Origin of the sequence: [Clostridium] scindens (assembly GCF_019597925.1) — a bacterium.
Lineage (GTDB): Bacteria > Bacillota > Clostridia > Lachnospirales > Lachnospiraceae > Clostridium_AP.
This window is the reverse complement of sequence record NZ_CP080442.1, coordinates 17,501-38,203: the sequence shown is the minus strand read 5'-3', so window position 1 is coordinate 38,203 and position 20,703 is coordinate 17,501. Positions and strand designations below refer to the sequence as shown.

13 protein-coding genes, 7 tRNA genes, 1 rRNA gene and 2 pseudogenes are annotated in these 20,703 nt (G+C 47.0%); 6 read left to right on the top strand and 17 right to left on the bottom strand.

The features are described from left to right. Positions 1-22: 22 nt before the first annotated feature. From K0036_RS00215 to K0036_RS00190, 6 genes are read right to left on the bottom strand one after another with little or no spacing between them, the layout of a single operon-like run. Positions 23-703 (bottom strand): RraA family protein, encoded by a 681-nt coding sequence (locus tag K0036_RS00215; RefSeq protein WP_220430421.1) that lies wholly within the window; start codon positions 701-703, stop codon positions 23-25. A gap of 15 nt (positions 704-718) precedes the next feature. After that, positions 719-1,735 (bottom strand): C-terminal binding protein, encoded by a 1,017-nt coding sequence (locus K0036_RS00210; protein WP_220430420.1) that lies wholly within the window; start codon positions 1,733-1,735, stop codon positions 719-721. 32 nt (positions 1,736-1,767) lie between these two features. Continuing rightward, positions 1,768-3,057: a TRAP transporter large permease gene (locus K0036_RS00205; protein WP_220430419.1), complete on the bottom strand. Its 1,290-nt coding sequence runs from the start codon at positions 3,055-3,057 to the stop codon at positions 1,768-1,770. Beyond that, positions 3,054-3,554: a TRAP transporter small permease gene (locus K0036_RS00200; protein ID WP_220430418.1), complete on the bottom strand. Its 501-nt coding sequence runs from the start codon at positions 3,552-3,554 to the stop codon at positions 3,054-3,056. Before K0036_RS00200 ends, K0036_RS00205 begins: the two co-directional genes overlap by 4 nt. A gap of 16 nt (positions 3,555-3,570) precedes the next feature. Further along, positions 3,571-4,599 carry a DctP family TRAP transporter solute-binding subunit gene (locus tag K0036_RS00195; RefSeq protein WP_220430417.1) on the bottom strand — a complete coding sequence of 343 codons (1,029 nt, stop codon included), beginning with the start codon at positions 4,597-4,599 and terminating at the stop codon, positions 3,571-3,573. Then, on the bottom strand, positions 4,596-5,768 hold the full coding sequence (locus K0036_RS00190) for an amidohydrolase family protein (RefSeq protein ID WP_220430416.1): 1,173 nt from the start codon (positions 5,766-5,768) through the stop codon (positions 4,596-4,598). Before K0036_RS00190 ends, K0036_RS00195 begins: the two co-directional genes overlap by 4 nt. 226 nt (positions 5,769-5,994) lie before the next feature. Here K0036_RS00190 and K0036_RS00185 point away from each other — a divergent pair, with 226 nt between their 5' ends. Continuing rightward, positions 5,995-6,927, top strand: coding sequence for a LysR family transcriptional regulator (locus K0036_RS00185; protein WP_025646351.1), 933 nt, complete (start codon positions 5,995-5,997; stop codon positions 6,925-6,927). A gap of 18 nt (positions 6,928-6,945) precedes the next feature. Here K0036_RS00185 and K0036_RS00180 read toward each other — a convergent pair. Next, positions 6,946-7,480, bottom strand: a pseudogene (locus tag K0036_RS00180) (spore maturation protein). Between the two features lie 39 nt (positions 7,481-7,519). On the opposite strand from K0036_RS00180, the gene K0036_RS00175 reads away from it, so the two are divergent. The 5 genes and pseudogenes from K0036_RS00175 to K0036_RS00155 all read left to right on the top strand — a co-directional run bounded on the left by K0036_RS00175 (position 7,520) and on the right by K0036_RS00155 (position 12,723). Then, positions 7,520-8,158 (top strand): hypothetical protein, encoded by a 639-nt coding sequence (locus K0036_RS00175; RefSeq protein ID WP_259283353.1) that lies wholly within the window; start codon positions 7,520-7,522, stop codon positions 8,156-8,158. A 4-nt stretch (positions 8,159-8,162) separates the two neighbouring features. Next, a pseudogene (locus K0036_RS19480) lies at positions 8,163-9,517 on the top strand (MATE family efflux transporter). 164 nt (positions 9,518-9,681) lie between these two features. Next, the gene (locus K0036_RS00165) at positions 9,682-10,920 is read left to right on the top strand and encodes a DUF819 domain-containing protein (RefSeq protein WP_025646358.1); all 1,239 of its coding nucleotides are present in this window, start codon (positions 9,682-9,684) and stop codon (positions 10,918-10,920) included. Between the two features lie 101 nt (positions 10,921-11,021). Then, positions 11,022-11,996: a dipeptidase gene (locus K0036_RS00160; protein WP_025646359.1), complete on the top strand. Its 975-nt coding sequence runs from the start codon at positions 11,022-11,024 to the stop codon at positions 11,994-11,996. Between the two features lie 118 nt (positions 11,997-12,114). After that, a complete protein-coding gene (locus K0036_RS00155) occupies positions 12,115-12,723 on the top strand; it encodes a nucleoside recognition protein (RefSeq protein ID WP_025646360.1) in 609 nt (202 codons plus the stop codon). A 168-nt stretch (positions 12,724-12,891) separates the two neighbouring features. Here the strand turns inward: K0036_RS00155 and K0036_RS00150 are convergent, their stop codons facing one another. From K0036_RS00150 to K0036_RS00105, 10 genes are all read right to left on the bottom strand, one after another. Beyond that, a complete protein-coding gene (locus tag K0036_RS00150) occupies positions 12,892-14,052 on the bottom strand; it encodes an AI-2E family transporter (RefSeq protein WP_220430415.1) in 1,161 nt (386 codons plus the stop codon). Between the two features lie 14 nt (positions 14,053-14,066). Continuing rightward, positions 14,067-16,607, bottom strand: coding sequence for a cation-translocating P-type ATPase (locus K0036_RS00145; RefSeq protein WP_220430414.1), 2,541 nt, complete (start codon positions 16,605-16,607; stop codon positions 14,067-14,069). Between the two features lie 275 nt (positions 16,608-16,882). Next, a tRNA-Lys gene (locus tag K0036_RS00140) sits at positions 16,883-16,955 on the bottom strand. Positions 16,956-16,979: 24 nt separating this feature from the next. Continuing rightward, positions 16,980-17,052 (bottom strand) — tRNA-Phe (locus K0036_RS00135). Positions 17,053-17,090: 38 nt separating this feature from the next. Beyond that, positions 17,091-17,164 (bottom strand) — tRNA-Met (locus tag K0036_RS00130). Between the two features lie 30 nt (positions 17,165-17,194). After that, positions 17,195-17,267 (bottom strand) — tRNA-Thr (locus K0036_RS00125). Between the two features lie 40 nt (positions 17,268-17,307). Next, positions 17,308-17,389 (bottom strand) — tRNA-Tyr (locus K0036_RS00120). A 12-nt stretch (positions 17,390-17,401) separates the two neighbouring features. After that, a tRNA-Val gene (locus K0036_RS00115) sits at positions 17,402-17,474 on the bottom strand. 7 nt (positions 17,475-17,481) lie between these two features. Continuing rightward, positions 17,482-17,555 (bottom strand) — tRNA-Asp (locus K0036_RS00110). A gap of 96 nt (positions 17,556-17,651) precedes the next feature. Beyond that, positions 17,652-20,549 (bottom strand): 23S ribosomal RNA (locus K0036_RS00105). Positions 20,550-20,703 lie beyond the last annotated feature (154 nt).

Below are 20,703 nucleotides of genomic sequence, written 5' to 3'. Positions count from 1 at the left end.
TTGTATTAAATTTACCCTTTGACTATTCGACTATCTCGCATCCAATCTCTTCAAGCTTCTTATTCACCCAAGGTCTTATATAGGTCCCATCTTTTATAATATGTTCCATAATATCTGCCTCTTTCCTTTCAACTGCAAGGGTTGCATCAGCAATTTTGCCGGCATCCTGAGGGCGTATAAAGAGTACTCCATCCTCGTCTCCCACCACGATATCTCCGGGATATACTACCTTTCCGCCAATACATACTGGCACATTAATTTCTCCCGGCCCGTTCTTATATGGCCCGTTAGGCGTCGTCGCCCTGGCATATACCGGAAAATCTTCCATTGCCGCAAGGCCTCCTCTGTCGCGAATCGCTCCATCACATACAATGCCTCTTATTCCTCGTTTCTTACAATAGGATGCCATCAGTTCTCCAAATATCGCGCGGTCTTCAAAGCCTCCTGCATCAATGACAATTACATCCCCGGGTTTTGCCAAATCCATAGCCGCATGGAACATCAGATTATCTCCCTGGGGAACCCTCACTGTAAACGCGGTACCAAGAAGCTGTCCTTTTCCCACTGGCAGGATAGAATTGTCTACAGCTGCTACCCTTCCCATGTTATCATCAATATTCGCTACCGGCATATCTTTAAAGCGCATAACCAGATCTTTCTCTGGTCTGCAAAACTCTTTTATAATCTTACATCCTGCTGCCATCTATACTCTCCTCCTCTAAACAAACTCATATTCCGTTATTTTTTCTATTACGCCCTTATTCGCTATATTTCTGGCGGGAATCCTTCCATTTTTCACTGCCTCCGGAAGCAGGCCGCACACCATCTGAATCTGTGTCTTCTTTGCGCCTGCTCCATAAGAGCCGCTGTGAGGGCTAAGTATTACATTATCCATTTGAAGAAGCGGATCATCCGGATCAATCGGCTCCTTTTCTACCGTATCAAGTCCCGCATAAAGAATTTCTCCTTCGTCAAGCGCCCATGCAAGCGCCTTTTGATCTATCACCGGGCCGCGGGATACATTGATAATCATCGATGTCTTCTTCATCTGCCGGAACGCATCTTCGTTGAACACATGCGTTGTCTCAGGCGTCAGGACCACATGAATGGATATGATATCGCTTTCCTTAAGCATTCGATTGAATTCCACGAATTCTACATCCGGATACCGTCTTTTTACGTCTTCCGTCACGTATGGGTCACATGCGATTACTTTTGTCCCAAATCCTCCATGAAAAATATCATGCAGATAACGTCCTGCCGCGCCGAATCCATATAGGCCAAGGGTCATCTCCCGAACATCCCCCGGAAGAAGATATTGGCACTTCGGCCATTTTCCCTTGCGAATTTCACGGTCATAATATGCCGTATTGCGGATCAATCCCAGAATCATCGCAGTTGCAAGATCTGCAAGTTCTTTCGCGCAGAATCCAGGAAGATTAAGGACAATCTTCCCCATCTCTGCCGCTGCATGAAGATCTATGGAATTAACCCCTGCCCCAAATCTCTGTATAAACTTTAATTCCGGCAGCGCCTCCATAACTTTTCTGGTTATAGGAGGATTGCCCGTTGCAAGAATTGCGTCTGCACCTCTGCATCCTTCCATGATTTCTTCCTCTGTCTGAAAATGATATGCTTCGAGTTCAATGCCAGCCTGCTTATAGGATTCCTGCACTTCCATAAGTTCCCGGGCGCTTACGCTCCCATAATCTTTATCTACTACAATTGCTTTCATGATTCAAACTCCTTATGTATATATTCTAATATTTAGTATCCCAAAAGTTCAGGCAATGCCAGCGATATCTGCGGAATGAATGCTATCAGCACTACCACGGCCAGAGCCGCCGCCAGATAGGGAAGGACTCCCTTTACCACCTCTTGGAAGCTTACTTCTGAAGTCGCCGCTGATGTAAACAGGTTCAGTCCGAATGGAGGCGTGATAAATCCTACAATCAGGCAGATGCTGAATAAGATTCCCAGGTGCATCTCATTGATTCCCATAGATATGCCGATGGGAACGAGAATCGGCGCAAGGATTACAATAGAAGATACCGTCTCCATAACGCATCCGACCAGGAAGAGGAGCACCATCAAAAGCAGCAGATAGACAACCCGGCTATTCAGATATGGAATGATCACGCTGGCAATCGTCTTGGGAATATTCGCTGCTGCCAGCACAGTTCCAAATGCATTGGATATTCCGACAATAAATATAACCATTGCTGATGTCGTTACTGTTTTCTTCATGGCAGTGATAATCTTCCCGAGATTCAGTTCCCGGTATGCCAGTCCCAGTATCAGCGCATATACGGCAGCAATCGTTGCTGCTTCTGTAGGCGTAAAGATTCCCCCGTAGATGCCTCCTAGAACCAGAATAGGAAGAAAGATAACCCCCAGCGCCCTCCAGATAGATCTCCCCAGTTCTTTTGCCGTAAAATGCGGCCGCTCTCCTTTCATTCCCTTGCGGACTACCAGCACCGTATTTGTAACAATAAATGCTGCTCCTAGAAGAATGCCTGGAAGCAGGGCGGCCATAAACATCTCCGGTACGGACAAGCCCATCGTTGTCGCATAGACGATCATCGCAATGCTCGGTGGAATAATCGGTCCCAGGGCCCCTCCCGCGGCCAGAAGTCCGGCGGCTTCCCGCCGGGAATACCCGTTTTTTAGCATCGTAGGAACCATAATCGCGCCTATAGCAGCGACTGTTGCCGGACCGGATCCCGTCAGGGATGCAAAGAACAGACAGCATATAATCGTTATCGTTCCCATGCTTCCAGGAAACCAGCCAAACAACTTCTCCACACAGTCTACAAGGCGGTCAGATAGCCCTCCCTGCTCCATCAGATACCCTGCCAGAGTAAATAAAGGAATTGCCAGGTAGACGAATGTATCCATTCCTATCTCTAATTTCTGGGGAATGAGGATCAGTGGCTTCAAATGCGTAATGACAAGCAGCACAACCACGGACAGTTCAATACTGTATGCAATTGGCACGCCAAAGAATATTAAAATCAGTAAGATCGCAAATATAATCAATGCATATGTAAGGCTCATGAAGCATCTCCCCCTTTCCTGCAAGATATCTCTTCCAAAATGTTTACAAAACTATTTATTACCATACCTGCTCCGCCCACAGGAATACAGGCATACGTGTAGGATATCGGTATCCCAAGGCCTGCGCTGCTCTGTTCTCCCGTAGCGATCACTAGCTGAATGCCGCATACGACTAGTACCGCAGCGCCTATCATAATCAGTATCTGAACCGCAACACTATGAATGGCCTGCGCTTTTGGCTTATTCTTAAGCGAATCAGTCAAAACGGAGACGACTGCATGTCCATGGTTTCTGACACACAGGCTGGCTCCCATCATACTCATCCACACAAATGCGAATCTGGCTACTTCGTCTGTTCCAGATAAGGATGCATTCATAATATATCTGGTAAAGACCTGAAGCGCCGTCGCCACTATCACCACCGCCAGCAATGCTACGGACAGGCCGGTAAAGACTTTATTCAGCATGGCGTTTGCTTTCTTCATTATATTCAGCATATTCTCTCTCCTCTCATCAGTTACGGCCAAGTTCGCCAAGTACATTATCTAAAAGGTCAGAACCTATTTCATCACGATAATCTTCATAAATTGCTGTGGCTGCTTTTGCCAGGGAGTCTTTATCCTCTAACTCATTAATTTTCAGGCCATTATCCGCCATCTGTGCGAGGAACTCTTCTTCCTTTTCCTGTACAAACACCCTCTCCTTTTCCATGGCTTCTTTTGCTGCCTCCTCGAACCATCCTTGCTCTTCTTTCGTCAGGTTTTCCCATACAAAACTGGAAACATCCATTTGGTAAGGAGAATAAAAATGGCCTGTCAGCGAAAGATAATCGCAGATTTCTCCATAGCCGGTAGAGTGGAATGAGGAGATTGGCAATTCCAGGCCATCCACAGTTCCCTGCTCCACCGCAGTAAATGTCTCGCTAAATGCCAATGTCGTAGGATTCGCGTTCATAGCCTTAAATGCGTCCACATATATCGCTGTCTCTGGAAGACGCAGCCGCATTCCCTTCATATCCTCAGCCTTGTTGATCGGACGCACGTTATTCATGGTATGGCGAAATCCTCCATCTCCATACGACAGAACTTTTACTGACCATTGATCATACAGCCTCTTCTCCATTGGTCCCATAATTTTCTCATTATCCAATATAGAATATGCCTCCTCTCTGTCCTGAAAGATATAAGGCAGATCAAATATCTCCCATTCGGTAGAAAAAGAACCCAAGCTGAAGTTCGTGATAAGCGCCATATCGATGGTTCCAAGTTTCATGCCTTCCATCATATCTCTTTCTCCACCCAGAACGGAGTCCGTCACTATATCAATTGCGATCTCTCCTTTTGAAAGTTCCTTTATTTTATTTGCAAAGACCATAGCAAAATATTGGTATTGGTCATCCTCTGCACTGGTATTGACATGTCCCAGCTGATATACTCGCTTCGCCGTGACTGTTTCTCCGTTTGAAAGTACGGTTTTGCTGTTACATCCGGCCAGCGCAAGCATCATGCAGATGACCGTCAGAATGCTGATTGCTTTTTTCATTCTCTGGTTTCCTCCTTTTTATCTGCAAGGGATGATACATAATCTGCCTGGCGGTATACGATATGTCCTTCCTTGACCGTTAACTGCGGCTTGATCAGCCGATTACCTTCATATTGGTTATGGTAGCGGTCTATATAATGAAGCTCTTTATCTATAATTTTAAACACTGCTATGTCCGCAATGCCTCCTGCCATCAGAAATCCCTCCTGCTCCATCCCCATCAGGCGTCCGGGGATGTCTGTACATCTGGTAATAATATCTTTCAATCCTATTCCAAGATTCAAAAGTTCTGACAAGATATATGAAAATGAGTACGTCGGCTCTTTAAACGCAGACAGCAGGCTCAAATCCGAACTAATAATATCCGGCAGAAATCCTTGCTCTATAGCAGCCTTCGCTATCTTTCCCGAAAAATTAAACGCCCCGTGCCCTAACTCAAACAGGACTCCTCTTTCCCTGGCTTCCCAGGCTTCCGGCAGCACATTCCCTTTTTCATCCAGGATTGTCTGTCCCTTCTGATGATACATATGACAGAAAATATCCCCCGGGCGCAGCAGACTAAGCGTATCCCTGATATCTCCCGGCGAGTCTGTAGCATGTACCGACAGTCTAAGCCCTACTTCTTCTCCCAGTAAAAGCGCGCCTTTAAGCGGCTTAAGTCCGAGTTCCCCTACTATGTCCCTGCTTTGCCGAAGTTTTAAGCCTATAATATTATCCTTATATGTTTCACACAGCATTTTTATCTTTTCCCGGTCATATCGTGCAGGGTCCGGATTTTCGTATTTCAGATGCGTCCTTTGCCCTTCGCTTGCCACATGCAGAAAACTTTTGACCGTCATTATACTGGTAATAATATTACGGTGATAAAACGCCTCAAAATCTGTGACTCCCGTGGATCCAGCATCCACCATAGATGTAACTCCGCTTGGAATCTGTACGAGATCGGCCGGCATAGAAAAATCACTGATTCCATATGCTGCGTGGGCATGGAAATCAATGAATCCAGGTACCACCATACAGCCATCGGCATCTATCGACTGTAAGCACTCCTTGTCTGCCAGATTCCCAATGTCCGCAATATGCTGGCCTTTTATTCCAATGTCCGCCTGCTTGTCCAGATTACAGCGGGGATCCATCAAGTGCCCATTACTTATGATCAGATCAAACATATTATCCCTCACAATTGTTCATAACAAAAATATTATATTTATTAATTTACTAATCTTTGTTATGTTTTTGTCATTTTGCTAATCTCTAATTAATTATACAACAGTATTTTGTGCACAATGTTGTTTTCAATTCTTATTTTACCCATTATATTGCTTTCAGTCAAAGACATAAAGTGATATAATGATTATAATATTAATATTATAATTATTAGAAGGGATATGTGTCATGATGTTTCGGAATTATGAATACTTTGTTGCAATTGCAGAAGCTGGAAGCCTTACCAGGGCGGCAGAAATCCTATATGTCTCCCAGCCTTCCCTCAGCCAGTATCTGCGGCGTCTGGAATCTGAACTTGGTGTAGAGCTGTTTAACCACAGGACATCTCCATTAAAATTGACTTATACGGGAGAACGATATTATGAGTCTGTAAAACAGATGATGAGATTAGAAGAAAATATAAAAAAAGAATTCCAGGATATCAAGAACCAGGAAAGCGGATGTCTGAGGCTTGGCGTCGCTTTCTGGCGCGGAGCCTGCCTGCTTCCAGATATCTTTCCTGAATTTCATCGTCAGTATCCTGGCATCCGCATTGAATTGATGGAAGATCATTCTGACAAGCTTGCCTTAGCTTTGATGAATGGAAAACTGGATATTGCGGTCATGAATCTCCCCCATACCTTGGATTACCGAAAATTGACCAGCGATATTATCTTTGAAGAACGAATTCTTCTGGCGGCGCCTACACGGCATCCATACATTCGTACCTTATTGGATGCTGCCCGCATTTCCGATGGGTATCCCATCGCGCCTGCCAAGACGCTTCTTCAGCTTCCGCTTATAAAGACTAAGCCAGGGCAGAATCTCACTCATGAAATCAACCATATTCTTGGAAAGCATCACATTGAACCAGAGATTCTCCTGGAAACTGGCAATTTGACCACCGCAATTAACCTGGTGGCCACCGGTATTGCCTGTACCTTGGTTCCAGAAGAAGGGGCCAAAGTCTGCAATCATCCTGGAAACGTTACTTACTTCGCCCTTGATCTTCCTGACTTGTCCTGGTCCTTGGCCGCCGTATATCAAAAGGATGCTTATCTTACTCATCTGGCCCAATTATTCGTAGAGTCCCTAAAAGCGTCTTTATGCCGGATTCCCTGATGAAAGACAGGCACCCCTTTACCCGGCCACCATCATACCAGCCAGCACCGCGCTGGCCACAAGCCCGGCAAAGGTCGCAAGCATGGCGCCCCCCCAGAGTATATCTGGTCTTCGTGACTTTGGCTGTCATAAAGTAGACGCTCATGGTGTAGAATATAGTCTCCGTGCAGGACATGCTGATGGATGCCACCAGTCCTATGTACGAGTCCGTTCCATACTCCTTGAACGCATCCAGAAGCAGCCCCGTGGCCGCCGAAGATGAAAACATCTTTACCACCGTAAGCGGCACCAGTTCTCCTGGAAATCCGATGTATTCCGTGAACTGCCCGATAATTCCTGACAGAAAGTCAAGGAATCCCGAAGCGCGCAGCACCCCTACTGCCACCATAAGCCCAATCAGCGTCGGCATTATTTTAATTACCGTGAAAAAGCCGCTTTTGGCTCCTTTGATGAAGGTATCATAGACATTTACCTTCATCAGCACTCCATAACTGACAATTCCGAATATTACCAGCGGAACGATAAAATCCGTGACATACATGAATAATTTCATCGGGTATCCTCATTTCCGTGTGAAGTCTATTCCCAATATATGCTGAATAGCCTTGAAAATATGTGGAAAAACGTCTACAATCTATATCATGAAGATAAATCTGCAATACATGTAGCATATATAAAATACCTAACGGAGGAACATCCTATGACTGAAGAACAAAAGAACGCAGCACCCGAGACCACTGGAGAAGTGAAGGCATCTGAAGAACCAAAGACTGCCCCTGATACTTCTGATGAGCCAAAGGCAGCCACATCGCCTGAAGCAGAAGCCAAAGAAGACAAAGTGAAAGAGGAAAAGTCTTCTTCTGACGAGCCACAATCTGATCGGCAAAAAGACTTTCATTTTTTCAAAAAGGAAAAGCCAGATAAAAAAATAATGGATTCTTATTCATCGGAAGACGATGAGGACGGATTTTCCAGGGATCAATGGATCCTTTCCCACCTCAATGAAAAGGATCTTATGAAATACCTGGAATTAGAGCAGAAGAGAGCAGAAATGAGCCAGCAGGCAAAAGAAACCCGCGAAAAACGTATCTTCACTGCATTCCAGCTAACGGTTTCTCTTGCAGCCGTCGTTGCAGTTACTTATTTATTAAAAGATAATCCTTCCATCCTAGTCAGCATCCTGTATACGATTGGAATCATTGCTGCACTCTGGCTCTGGAAAAAGCGGTGATTTCATGAACAAAGAAAAGGACTTTGGCCAGGGAAGCGTCTCGGCCAATATTCTGCGTCTGGCCATTCCCATGACGCTGGCCCAGTTAATTAATGTCTTATATAACGTTGTGGACCGCATCTATATCGGCCACATTCCGCATACATCCACGCAAGCATTGACAGGCATCGGTCTTACCCTGCCTGTCATCACTATTATTACCGCATTCGCCAATCTGTTCGGAATGGGCGGTGCGCCTCTGTTTTCCATGGCGCGCGGAGCAGACGAGCCAGAGAGGGCAGAACGGATTATGGGGAATTCTTTTGCCATGCTCCTTGCATCCGGCGCTCTTCTTGCTGTCTTCTGCTACCTGTTCAAGCATCCGCTCCTCTATCTTTTTGGAGCAAGCGACGTGACCTATCCATATGCGAATGCCTATATTAGTATTTATCTTCTGGGCACCTTGTTCGTCATGGTCAGTCTTGGCATGAATAATTTTATTAACGCTCAGGGATTCGGCGTAACAGGAATGTTGACCGTCTCAATCGGAGCGCTTTTGAATCTTGTACTGGATCCACTGTTTATCTTCGTATTTCATATGGGCGTCCGTGGCGCCGCAACCGCCACTATCCTATCCCAATGTGTCTCCTGCATCTGGGTACTTCATTTTCTTACAGGAAAAAAGCAATTATAAAATTAACAAGAAAACAATTACATTTAAATTTCTCGCTTATAAGGGAAATCTCCGCCCTGGGCTTATCTGGATTTGTCATGTCAATTACCAACAGTTCTGTCCAGATCATGTGCAATGCTACCCTGCAGAGATACGGAGGCGACCTGTATGTAGGAATCATGACGGTAATCAATTCCGTTCGGGAGATTATAACCATGCCAGTCATGGGAATTACCAGCGGGGCACAGCCCATTATGAGTTTCAATTATGGGGCGAAAAAATATGGAAGGGTGAAGTCTGCCATTTCCTTTACTGCTATATCCTGTATTGTATTTACTCTGGTAATGTGGGCATTCCTATTCTTTTTCCCGCACGTCTTCATCCGGATGTTCAATAGCGATCCGAAACTGTTAAAAGAAGGCGTGCCTGCCATGCATCTGTACTTCTTCGGCATCTTTATGATGGCCTTGCAGTTTGCTGGCCAGTCAACCTTTGTAGCGCTTGGCAAATCCAGGCAGGCTGTATTTTTTTCCTTATTCCGCAAGGTTATCATCGTAATTCCTCTGACGTTATGGCTTCCTACCATAGCCAGTCTTGGTACAGACGGAGTATTCCTTGCAGAGCCTGTATCTAATTTTATCGGAGGAACGGCCTGTTTCGTCACCATGCTTCTGACTGTATGGAGGACTCTGGACAAACGAAAGTAATTTTCTGTAAAATTCAATGATTTCCTTTGATTTTCCAAGCATAATCCTGTCCTTTCTTCACATTCATTGACTTTTATTGACAATTTTTGTATACTGTTATTAGTTCAATTGTAAAAATTGACGAAAATTCTTCAAAAAAGGATTTTTGAAAGGAGGACGAGAGTATGTGGGGACATATATTCGATCTACAAAATCCGCTGGTTGGAGCGGATAACACATGGGTGCTGTGGGCTATCTGTGCTACCGGCGCCGCTGCCGCAATATATCTGGAGCAGAGATATAAATGGGCAGCAAAAATGACCGGTGCCATCGTTGCACTGATTTTCGCAATCATCTTATCGAACTTTGGAATTATTCCAATGGACGCTCCTGTATGGGATGCCGTATGGGGTTACGTTGTACCACTTTCCATTCCTCTGTTATTACTGCAGTGCGATATGAGAAAGATCGGAAAGGAATCCGGACGTATCCTGATTATATTCCTGATCGGCTCGGTAGGTACCGCTTGCGGCGCGCTTCTTGCTTATGCGGCGCTCCACAAATTTATTCCGGAACTTGCCGGACTTGCGGGCGTATTTACCGGAACCTATATCGGAGGCACGGTAAACTTTGCCGCTCTTGGAGCAGCATTCGATGTATCTGGCGACATGATATCTGCTGCAACGGTTGCAGATAACTTGCTGATGGTACTGTACTTCTTCGTACTGATAGCAATGCCATCTATCGGATTCTTCCGCAAGCATTTCAAGCATCCATATGTGGATGAAGTGGAAGCGGCTGCCGGAGCCAATGTAAAGGAAAATGAGACAAATGCTTCTGCGTTCTGGGGCAGAAAAGAAATCTCCCTGAAAGATATCGCATTGGCCGCTGCAACAGGATTTGTCATTGTTGCGCTGTCTAACGTAATATCTACAGGACTTGCAGGCGTGATACCGACATCTAATACATTCCTGCAGATAATCAATACGCTGTTCGGAAATATGTACTTATGGATTACGACAATTGCCATGCTTTGTGCAACATTTGCACCTAAGTTCTTTGGCGAGATCAAAGGTACGCAGGAACTGGGTACATTCTTAATCTACCTGTTCTTCTTCGTAATCGGTGTTCCGGCATCCGTACCTATGATTATCAAGAATTCGCCGTTACTGCTCTTATTTGCGGCTATCATCGTAATCGTAAATATGCTTTTCAGCCTGATCGCTGGAAAGTTACTGAAGTTCAATCTGGAAGATATTATCCTTGCTTCCAATGCTAACATCGGCGGACCAACAACGGCCGTTGCTATGGCTGTATCTAAGGGCTGGACCAAGCTGGTAGGACCTATCGTACTGATTGGTACTCTGGGATATGTGCTTGGAACATACTTTGGATTGATTGTAGGCAGCATCTTAGGATTATAAAACTGAATAACATCCTGAATCCAGGAAAATGATCAGGGACGGACAACTGTCCGTCCCTGATTTATTTAGACTTATCTACACAAAAGAAAGGAAGTGTTTTTATGAACTTTGATGCACATTCTGATATTTGGACCGATGTAACGCAGCACCATCTAAAGGGAGAACGTGATATCTTCCGTAAATATCATTATGAACGGCTGAAAAAAGGGCAGATCGAAGGAGGCATCTTCGTAATATGGAATGATCCTCCCTATGACAAGGACCCGCTGAAGCGTACCCGCCAGATGATGGAGGCCATTGCCTGCGAAGAGCCTGATTGTGCTGATATCCTTAAGGTATCGCGCTCATACTCCGATATGATGACTGCAAGAAGCGAAGGAAAGATGTATGCATTTATCGGACTGGAAGGTTTAAAGAGCATTGGGGAAGACTTAGACCTTATCGACGAGTTCTACCAATTTGGCGCAAGGCATGCAGGGCTTACCTGGAATGAGGAAAATCCTCTGGCTACCGGAGCCCTTGGCACCCCGGAGCGTGGGTTAACAGACGTAGGACGCAGGGCGGTGAGAAAGATTCAGGATCTGGGAATGATACTGGATGTATCCCATCTAAATGATGCGTCCTTCTGGGATCTCCTTGACACTGCCACAGGCCCTGTTGTAGCAACCCACTCGAACTGCCGGGCACTGTGCAACCGCCCGCGGAATCTGATGGATGACCAGTTAAAAGAACTGGCACGCACAGGCGGCATAGTCGGGCTCAATTCATTCAACGAATTCGTTCATATGGAGGAAGATAAGCAGACTCTGGAAAACCTGGTAAAACATCTTGTCCATATGGTGGAAGTAATGGGCATTGATCATGTCGGTTTCGGATTTGACTTTTCTGAATTCCTGGAGGGAGATACCTTGGGCTCTTTCAGCAGCCAGTCTACTCCTTTTACCATCGGACTTGAGGATGCTTCTTATGTACCAAATGTCATTGAAGAAATGAAGCGCGTCGGATTCCACGAAGATGAGATTGAAAAGATTGCCTATAAGAACTGGCACAGAATTATCAAAGAAGTAATCAAATAGTAGACATAAAGGATGGCGGAAGCAAGGAACCAATTGCTTCCGCCTCTTTCTTATGTCTTTGTGATAAATATCCATCCCGGCTCATACGTTATATTAAAAAGCCAGACGAGGATTTTATATGCTGAATTATCTGTGGGCCGGCATGATACTGATTGGCATTATCTTTGCCGCCTTTACCGGACGCATGCCGGATATTACCAATGCAGCCATTGACTCTTCCAAAGAGGCCATTACCTTGTGCATCACTATGATGGGCGTCATGTCCTTCTGGGTGGGTCTTATGGAGATTGCGACGAAGGCCGGAATCATTAAGGGCGCTTCCAAAAAGATCCGTCCGATTATACGCTTCTTATTCCCAAGACTCCCCGCCGGGCACCCTGCCGAGGAACACATCACCACCAATATCATAGCCAATGTCCTGGGCCTGGGCTGGGCAGCAACGCCAGCCGGACTGCGCGCCATGGACGAACTCGGTAAATTAGAGGAAGACAGGCGAAGCCACCGGCTTCCAGGTCCGGTACGTCCAAAGGGAATTGCCAGTAATGAGATGTGCACCTTTCTGATTATCAACATCTCCTCCCTGCAATTAATTCCGGTAAATGTCATTGCCTACCGGAGCCAGTATGGAAGCGTCAATCCTGCTGCCATCGTAGGCGCCGGAATCATTTCCACTGCCATAAGTACGGCTGTTGCCGTCATTTACTGTAAAATTATGGACCGTTCGTAGCAGGCGCAATAGAGTAATATAGAGCAGGACCCTTGCCTATGGCCCTGCTCCGTCTGTCTTCTTTATTGATGTACATAATATATCTGTACCATATCCTGCCGCACGATCCCATTCGCAACGCTAAAATTTTTTAACACTACAATATTATAACAGATTTTCTTGGATCGGTTATTCAAGTTCTTTGGGATTAATCTTCTTTTGTCTTAATTTCAAGTAGACGATTTCCCTGAACAGCGCATATACTACAGAGATAATCGGTATAAAAATCAGCATTCCAACGATCCCCAACAGGCTTCCTCCGATGCTGACTGCCGCCAATACCCAGATGGATGGAAGTCCTACTGAATTACCTACTACGTGAGGATAGATCAGATTCCCCTCTATCTGCTGGAGTACCAGGAACAAGATTACAAACATAAGCGCCTTAAATGGATCTACCATAAATATCAGGAAGGTTCCCAAGGCACAGCCGATAAATGCGCCGAATATTGGGATCAAGGCCGTAAACGCGATCACAATCCCCACCAGCAAAGCATAGGGTAGTTTGAAAAGCGTCATGGTTATGACAAACATGCTTCCTAAGATAATGGCCTCCAGGCACTGGCCGGTCAGGAAGTTTGAGAACGTATTGTAGGTCAGAGACAATACTTCCATTGCAGCCTCAGCCCGGCCTTTCCTTACAAAGGCAAATAAGACCTTTTTAGCCTGAATACCCAGTTTTTCCTTTTGAAGCAGGATATAGACCGCAAATACAAATGCGATAAAGAAGGTCGTAATCCCGCTCACAATGCTCTTTGCGGCAGTAATCGTAGAATCAAGCACGCTCCCTGCCCCATTCTTGAAGAAATCTATGCCTGCGTCCATGATCTTATTCCAATCGAATTTCAGGCTGTTGACCCAGGTCATAATCTCCTTATTGTCATGGAATAATTTTTCCGCCCATTCCTGTACTTTTGGGATAAAAGCCTGAATGCTGCTTCCAAGATTAGAGAATGTATCCCCTAATTGTGGAATCAAAACAAACATTACAAGTGCCACAATGCCAAACACTCCGAATATTACGATCAGCATACTGACCGGACGGGCAATCTTCTTCTGTATCTTATGCCTTTCTACCCTCTCCGGCGCGAATAGATGCCTCTGTATAAAATTCATCGGCACATTCAAAATGAATGCGATCGCTCCGCCAAGCACGAATGGAAATATGACATGAAAGATAAATGCAAGAACCGATACCACCACATCATACTTCCACAGACAGGCTACAACCAATGCGGCAAACACAATCAATCCTTTTATTCTTTTTACCGTCTCTCTACTTAATTCCATAAAATCTCCTGTTCCTATCTAGAATTTCTAATCCATTTCAACAACTGTACCACAGGCAGATTCAATAATGCAAGTCCATATACTGTAAGCAGCTGCCCAATATTTAGGCTTGCTACTTTGAATATTCCCTGCAGCCCCGGAATCATCAGTACGCCTGTAATCAGCACAAGCCCAATTAAAAATGCTCCGATCAGGTAGATATTATTAAAAAATCTTTTCGTAAATAATACCGGACGGCTGGATTTACAGTTAAATCCATGGACAAGCCGGCTGGTGCACAAAGTACCAAATGCCATCGTGCTTGCCAGAACGGCATCACCGCTTCTGTATCCAATCAAAAATGCCGCCATCGTCATAATGCCTATGCCAAGCCCCTCAGTGCCTATGCTCAGAAGATACTGCTTTGTAAGGATAGATTCATTCATGGGGCGCGGCTTCTGCTTCATGACTTCCTTGGAATGCGGCTCCAGTCCCAATGCAATGGCTGGAAGACTATCGGTCAGAAGGTTGATAAAAAGCAGATGCACTGGCGCAAATGGTACTGGAAGTCCGGCAATTGATGCATACAGTACGGCCAATATTGCGCCAAAGTTTCCAGACAGCAGAAATTGTATGGAATTCTTGATATTCTGATATATATTTCGTCCATTCTCAACTGCCTTAATAATTGTTGCAAAGTTATCATCCGTCAAAACCATTGCCGCCGCGTCCTTGGATACTTCGCTTCCTGTAATTCCCATGGCAACGCCTATATTGGCCTGCTTCAGAGCCGGCGCATCATTTACCCCGTCCCCAGTCATGGCTACGATATTTCCTTTCTCCTGCCATGCCCGCACAATTCTGATCTTATGCTCCGGGGATACCCTGGCATATACTGATATCTTCTCTACAAAATCTTTCAGTTCTTCATCTGACATTTCTTCTATCACAGCGCCTTCGCAAGCCTCTGATTCATCCTTCAGTATGCCGATCCTTTTTGCAATTGCCGCCGCGGTAATCTTATGATCGCCGGTGATCATTATAGGCCTGATTCCTGCTTTTATACATTCTTCTACCGCCGCTTTGGATTCTTCTCTCGGCGGATCCATCATTGCGATCAATCCCAGGAATGTAAGGCCCTCTTCATCTTCTATAGATAATTCTTTCTCTCCATCCAGTTCTTTATATGCGAATGCCAGGACTCTCAACCCGTCTCTGGAAAACTCCAGATTCTGTATCTCGATCTGCATTTGATCCTCGTCCGTTATCTCCCTAACAGTATCGCCAATCCTGATGTGGCTCATACGCCTCAGAAGGACATCTACCGCCCCCTTGACTACCATCACATATCGATCATCGAAGACATGTGCTGTAGACATCAATTTCCTGTCACTGTCAAATGGGACTTCCGACATACGAGGATACCGTTCCCTGGTCATAGCCGCTTCCATGCCAAGATTGCTTCCAAGATTGATCAATGCCGTTTCCGTCGGATCTCCTATTTCCTGTCCATCTGTATTAGTGGAATCATTACAGAGCATGCTGCAATTAAGAAGCATCTTCTGGTTTCTGTTATCAAGATTAATATCAGCCACGGAGATTCTCTTTCCATCCACATAATAGTCTTCCACTGTCATTTTATTCTGCGTCAGAGTTCCTGTCTTATCCGAGCAGATGATGGATACGCTCCCCAGGCCCTCAACCGCTTGAAGTTTTCTTATAATTGCATGCTCCTTGGCCATTTTCTGGGTGCCAAATGACAGTACGATCGTTACGATAGAACTAAGCGCCTCCGGAATCGCTGCTACGGCCAGGGCTACCGCAAATAAGAATGCATCTACCGCAGAACCGCCCCTTATCACATTGATGGCAAATAGAACTGCGCAGAATACAAGTATAATGATAGACAGTTTCTTTCCAAAATCATCCAGATTTATCTGGAGGGGCGTTCGTTTTTCCGATGTTGTCTTCAATAGTTTGGCAATCTTTCCTACTTCCGTCTCCATTCCAATTGCCGTAACTTCAAATGTCCCTCTTCCATATGTGGAAAAACTTCCAGAGAACACTCTGTTCGTCTGGTCTCCCAATGCAGCGCCCTCCGGCACCTCTTCCAACGACTTCTCCACGGACAGGCTCTCTCCTGTTAGCGCGCTCTCATCGACCTTGAGGCTTGCACACTCCAAAAGTTTTCCGTCCGCAGGAATACAGTCACCTGCCTCAATTACTACCTCATCTCCAACAGTTACTTCTCTGGATGGTATCTGTATCACCACGCCATCTCTGATTACCTTTGCCTCAGGCGCTGACAGTTGTTTTAGACTGTTTAGCGACTGCTCTGCCTTTACCGTCTGCACGGTCCCTAGAATCGCATTAATAGTAATGACGATAAATATAACGGCCGCGCTCTCTGCATCTCCCAGAAAGCCTGATACGATTGCTGCAATAATCAGAATAATGACAAGAAAATCTTTGAATTGCTCCAGGAATATCTGGACCATGCTTTTTTTCTTGCCTTCTACCAGTTCATTAAATCCATAAATCTCTTGGTTTTTTCTTGCTTGTTCACTTGTTAGCATTGCTTGCCCTCTCTTTCCTCCTGCAATGGGATAAAAAAAATAGACCCCTATTGCACAGAATTACTATGCAATAAAAGTCTCACCATTTCATTACGATACGGATGATTGCTCATCGTACTGACGACATCGCAAACGCCGGACTATTAGACCTAAGCGCCAGTTACTCCCTTTTATTATTACCTAATATACAAGAAAATATTCCTTATGTCAACACATTTACTTATTAAAGTAAAAAGAGACAGTACCTATTTGGTATCTGTCTCCCTCTCATTCCATGAGCGTGCGGGGATTCGAACCCCGGACAACTTGATTAAAAGTCAAGTGCTCTACCACCTGAGCTACACGCCCATATCGAATATTTGGTAAATAAAATGCCCAGAGCCGGAATCGAACCAGCGACACGAGGATTTTCAGTCCTCTGCTCTACCGACTGAGCTATCTGGGCTAATACATAAAGTATTCAATTATGCACATTCGTGCGAGTTGCGGGGGCAGGATTTGAACCTACGACCTTCGGGTTATGAGCCCGACGAGCTTCCAGACTGCTCCACCCCGCGATATTATATTTAATGTCTTATGAAAGACTAAGCCGATGATCGGACTCGAACCGATAACCTGCTGATTACAAATCAGCTGCTCTGCCAATTGAGCCACATCGGCACAAGCCTTTGGCTTAAAAGATGTATATTCTACATCTTAGTGGATGGAGAAGGATTCGAACCTTCGAAGGCGTCGCCAACAGATTTACAGTCTGCCCCCTTTGGCCACTCGGGAATCCATCCATTTTGTTTAAGTGGGACCAATAGGGCTCGAACCTATGACCCTCTGCTTGTAAGGCAGATGCTCTCCCAGCTGAGCTATGATCCCATTTAAACGACCCAGAAGAGACTCGAACTCTCGACCTCCGCCGTGACAGGGCGGCGCTCTAACCAACTGAGCCACTGGGCCTTATTAAAAGGTACATATATACCTTCAAAACCGCATACGGGAAATACTTCCATCCAAACGCCCCAGGCCCGAGCCTCCTTCTGCCTTCCGGCCTCTCTGGTCATGCCCTCGACCGATTAGTAATAGTCAGCTCCATGCATTGCTGCACTTCCACCTCTATCCTATCCACCTCGTCGTCTTCAAGGGGTCTTACTGGCTTGTCGCCAGGGATATCTCATCTCGAGGGGGGCTTCACGCTTAGATGCCTTCAGCGTTTATCCCGTCCCGGCTTGGCTACTCTGCCATGCGCCTGGAGGCGCAACAGATCCACCAGCGGCCAGTCCATCCCGGTCCTCTCGTACTAAGGACAGCTCCTCTCAAATATCCTGCGCCCGCGCCGGATAGGGACCGAACTGTCTCACGACGTTCTGAACCCAGCTCGCGTACCGCTTTAATGGGCGAACAGCCCAACCCTTGGGACCTACTTCAGCCCCAGGATGCGATGAGCCGACATCGAGGTGCCAAACCACTCCGTCGATGTGAACTCTTGGGAGTGATAAGCCTGTTATCCCCAGGGTAGCTTTTATCCGTTGAGCGATGGCAATCCCACTTTATACCACCGGATCACTAAGTCCTACTTTCGTACCTGCTCCACCCGTCGGTGTCGCAGTCAAGCCCTCTTCTGCCTTTGCGCTCTGCGAATGGTTTCCGACCATTCTGAGAGGACCTTTGAGCGCCTCCGATACCCTTTCGGAGGCGACCGCCCCAGTCAAACTCCCCGCCTGACATTGTCCCCCAGCCGGTTCACGGCTGCTGGTTAGAAACCCAGCACTGCAAGGGTGGTATCCCAACAGCGGCTCCGCGACGACTGGCGTCATCGCTTCCTAGCCTCCCACCTATCCTGTACATGCAATACCGGATCCCAGTATCAAGCTGGAGTAAAGCTCCATGGGGTCTTTCCGTCCTGGCGCGGGTAACCAGCATCTTCACTGGTACTTCAATTTCACCGGGTGCATTGTCGAGACAGTGCCCAAATCATTACGCCTTTCGTGCGGGTCGGAACTTACCCGACAAGGAATTTCGCTACCTTAGGACCGTTATAGTTACGGCCGCCGTTTACTGGGGCTTAAGTTCAAGGCTTCGGATCGCTCCTAACCTCTCCCCTTAACCTTCCAGCACCGGGCAGGCGTCAGCCCATATACCTCGCCTTGCGGCTTCGCATAGACCTGTGTTTTTGCTAAACAGTTGCTTGGGCCAATTCTCTGCGGCCATATCTCTATGGCACTCCTTCTCCCGAAGTTACGGAGTCATTTTGCCGAGTTCCTTGACAATGCTTCTCCCGTCGGCCTTAGGATTCTCTCCTCATCTACCTGTGTCGGTTTGCGGTACGGGCGCGATATGAGCGATAGCGGCTTTTCTTGACGCATGGCTCGCATACTTCCCTACTCGTAGTTCGGTTCGCGTCGCGGCTTCGGGTTGCGCTGCACGGATTTGCCTATGCAGCCCCTACCCCGCTTGCGCCGGTCTTTCCATTCCCGGCTTATGCTTTCCACGCGTGTCCCCACAGTTCTGTCATATCGCGGTACAGGAATCTCAACCTGTTGTCCATCGGCTACGGCTCCCGCCCTCGCCTTAGGCCCCGACTTACCCAGAGCAGATCAGCTTTACTCTGGAAACCTTGGATATTCGGCCGGAAGGATTCCCACCTTCCTCTCGCTACTCATTCCGGCATTCTCTCTTCGATGCGGTCCACGGCTCCTTCCGGTGCCGCTTCCTCCCGCATCCAATGCTCCTCTACCGATGTACCTCGTACATCCCTGGGCTTCGGCAGTGTGTTTCAGCCCCGGACATTTTCGGCGCGGGACCTCTCGACTAGTGAGCTATTACGCACTCTTTGAATGCATGGCTGCTTCTGAGCCAACATCCTAGTTGTCTTCGAAATCCCACATCCTTTTCCACTTAACACACATTTTGGGGCCTTAGCCGCAGGTCTGGGCTCTTTCCCTTTCGACTGCCCAACTTATCTCGTGCAGTCTGACTCCCATACATCATCTACGCGGCATTCGGAGTTTGATATTCTTCGGTAAGCTTTGACGCCCCCTAGGAAATTCAGTGCTCTACCTCCGCAAGACTCGTATGAGGCTAGCCCTAAAGCTATTTCGAGGAGAACCAGCTATCTCCGGGTTCGATTGGAATTTCTCCCCTATCCACACCTCATCCCCACCCTTTTCAACGGATGTGGGTTCGGTCCTCCATTGCCTTTTACGGCAACTTCAACCTGGACATGGATAGATCACCCGGTTTCGGGTCTACTCCGGCTGACTCGCTCGCCCTATTCAGACTCGGTTTCCCTTCGGCTCCGGGCCTAAGGCCCTTAACCTTGCCAGCCGGCGTAACTCGCCGGACCGTTCTACAAAAAGTACGCGGTTGGGCACGTAAGGCCCTTCCACAGCTTGTAAACATATGGTTTCAGGTTCTCTTTCACTCCCCTCCCGGGGTTCTTTTCACCGTTCCTTCACAGTACTATGCGCTATCGGTCACTAAGGAGTATTTAGCCTTGCGGGGTGGTCCCCGCGTCTTCCCACAAGGTTTCTCGTGTCTCGTGGTACTCTGGATCCCGCCTTGCCGCTCCCGGTTTCGCTTACGGGGCTTTCACCCTCTCTGGCCGGCTTTCCCAAAGCCGTTCTGCTACCTCTCGCGGATCAATTATGCGGTCCGAACCCCGGGGCGCACGCGCCCCGGTTTGGGCTCTTCCGTGTTCGCTCGCCGCTACTTACGGAATCACTTGTTGTTTTCTCTTCCTCCGGCTACTTAGATGTTTCAGTTCGCCGGGTTCCCCTCCCTGCGTTATGGATTGGCGCAGGGATGCATGAGGGCTTCTCATGCGGGTTTCCCCATTCAGACACCTCCGGATCAAAGGGTATTTGCCCCTCCCCGAAGCTTTTCGCAGCTTATCGCGTCTTTCGTCGGCTCTTAGTGCCAAGGCATCCACCATATGCTCTTTCTAGCATGACCAAGCGGACAGCGGCGCACGGGCGTCGCCTTGCGTCCTACGTCGGCATAGCGTTGCCGGCGTTGGCCAGTCGGCATTTTTTCTATTCGTTGCCTCGAATCTGGTTTGTTATGAATAATCGCTTCCGCGATTACCTCGGATGTCTTGATCTAGATA

Excerpts from the sequence above, each read along its gene's own strand:
- K0036_RS00215 (WP_220430421.1), bottom strand. The coding sequence starts at position 703 with ATGGCAGCAGGATGTAAGATTATAAAAGAGTTTTGCAGACCAGAGAAA.
- K0036_RS00210 (WP_220430420.1), bottom strand. The coding sequence starts at position 1,735 with ATGAAAGCAATTGTAGTAGATAAAGATTATGGGAGCGTAAGCGCCCGG.
- K0036_RS00205 (WP_220430419.1), bottom strand. The coding sequence starts at position 3,057 with ATGAGCCTTACATATGCATTGATTATATTTGCGATCTTACTGATTTTA.
- K0036_RS00200 (WP_220430418.1), bottom strand. The coding sequence starts at position 3,554 with ATGCTGAATATAATGAAGAAAGCAAACGCCATGCTGAATAAAGTCTTT.
- K0036_RS00195 (WP_220430417.1), bottom strand. The coding sequence starts at position 4,599 with ATGAAAAAAGCAATCAGCATTCTGACGGTCATCTGCATGATGCTTGCG.
- K0036_RS00190 (WP_220430416.1), bottom strand. The coding sequence starts at position 5,768 with ATGTTTGATCTGATCATAAGTAATGGGCACTTGATGGATCCCCGCTGT.
- K0036_RS00185 (WP_025646351.1), top strand. The coding sequence starts at position 5,995 with ATGATGTTTCGGAATTATGAATACTTTGTTGCAATTGCAGAAGCTGGA.
- K0036_RS00175 (WP_259283353.1), top strand. The coding sequence starts at position 7,520 with ATGCTGAATAGCCTTGAAAATATGTGGAAAAACGTCTACAATCTATAT.
- K0036_RS00165 (WP_025646358.1), top strand. The coding sequence starts at position 9,682 with ATGTGGGGACATATATTCGATCTACAAAATCCGCTGGTTGGAGCGGAT.
- K0036_RS00160 (WP_025646359.1), top strand. The coding sequence starts at position 11,022 with ATGAACTTTGATGCACATTCTGATATTTGGACCGATGTAACGCAGCAC.
- K0036_RS00155 (WP_025646360.1), top strand. The coding sequence starts at position 12,115 with ATGCTGAATTATCTGTGGGCCGGCATGATACTGATTGGCATTATCTTT.
- K0036_RS00150 (WP_220430415.1), bottom strand. The coding sequence starts at position 14,052 with ATGGAATTAAGTAGAGAGACGGTAAAAAGAATAAAAGGATTGATTGTG.
- K0036_RS00145 (WP_220430414.1), bottom strand. The coding sequence starts at position 16,607 with ATGCTAACAAGTGAACAAGCAAGAAAAAACCAAGAGATTTATGGATTT.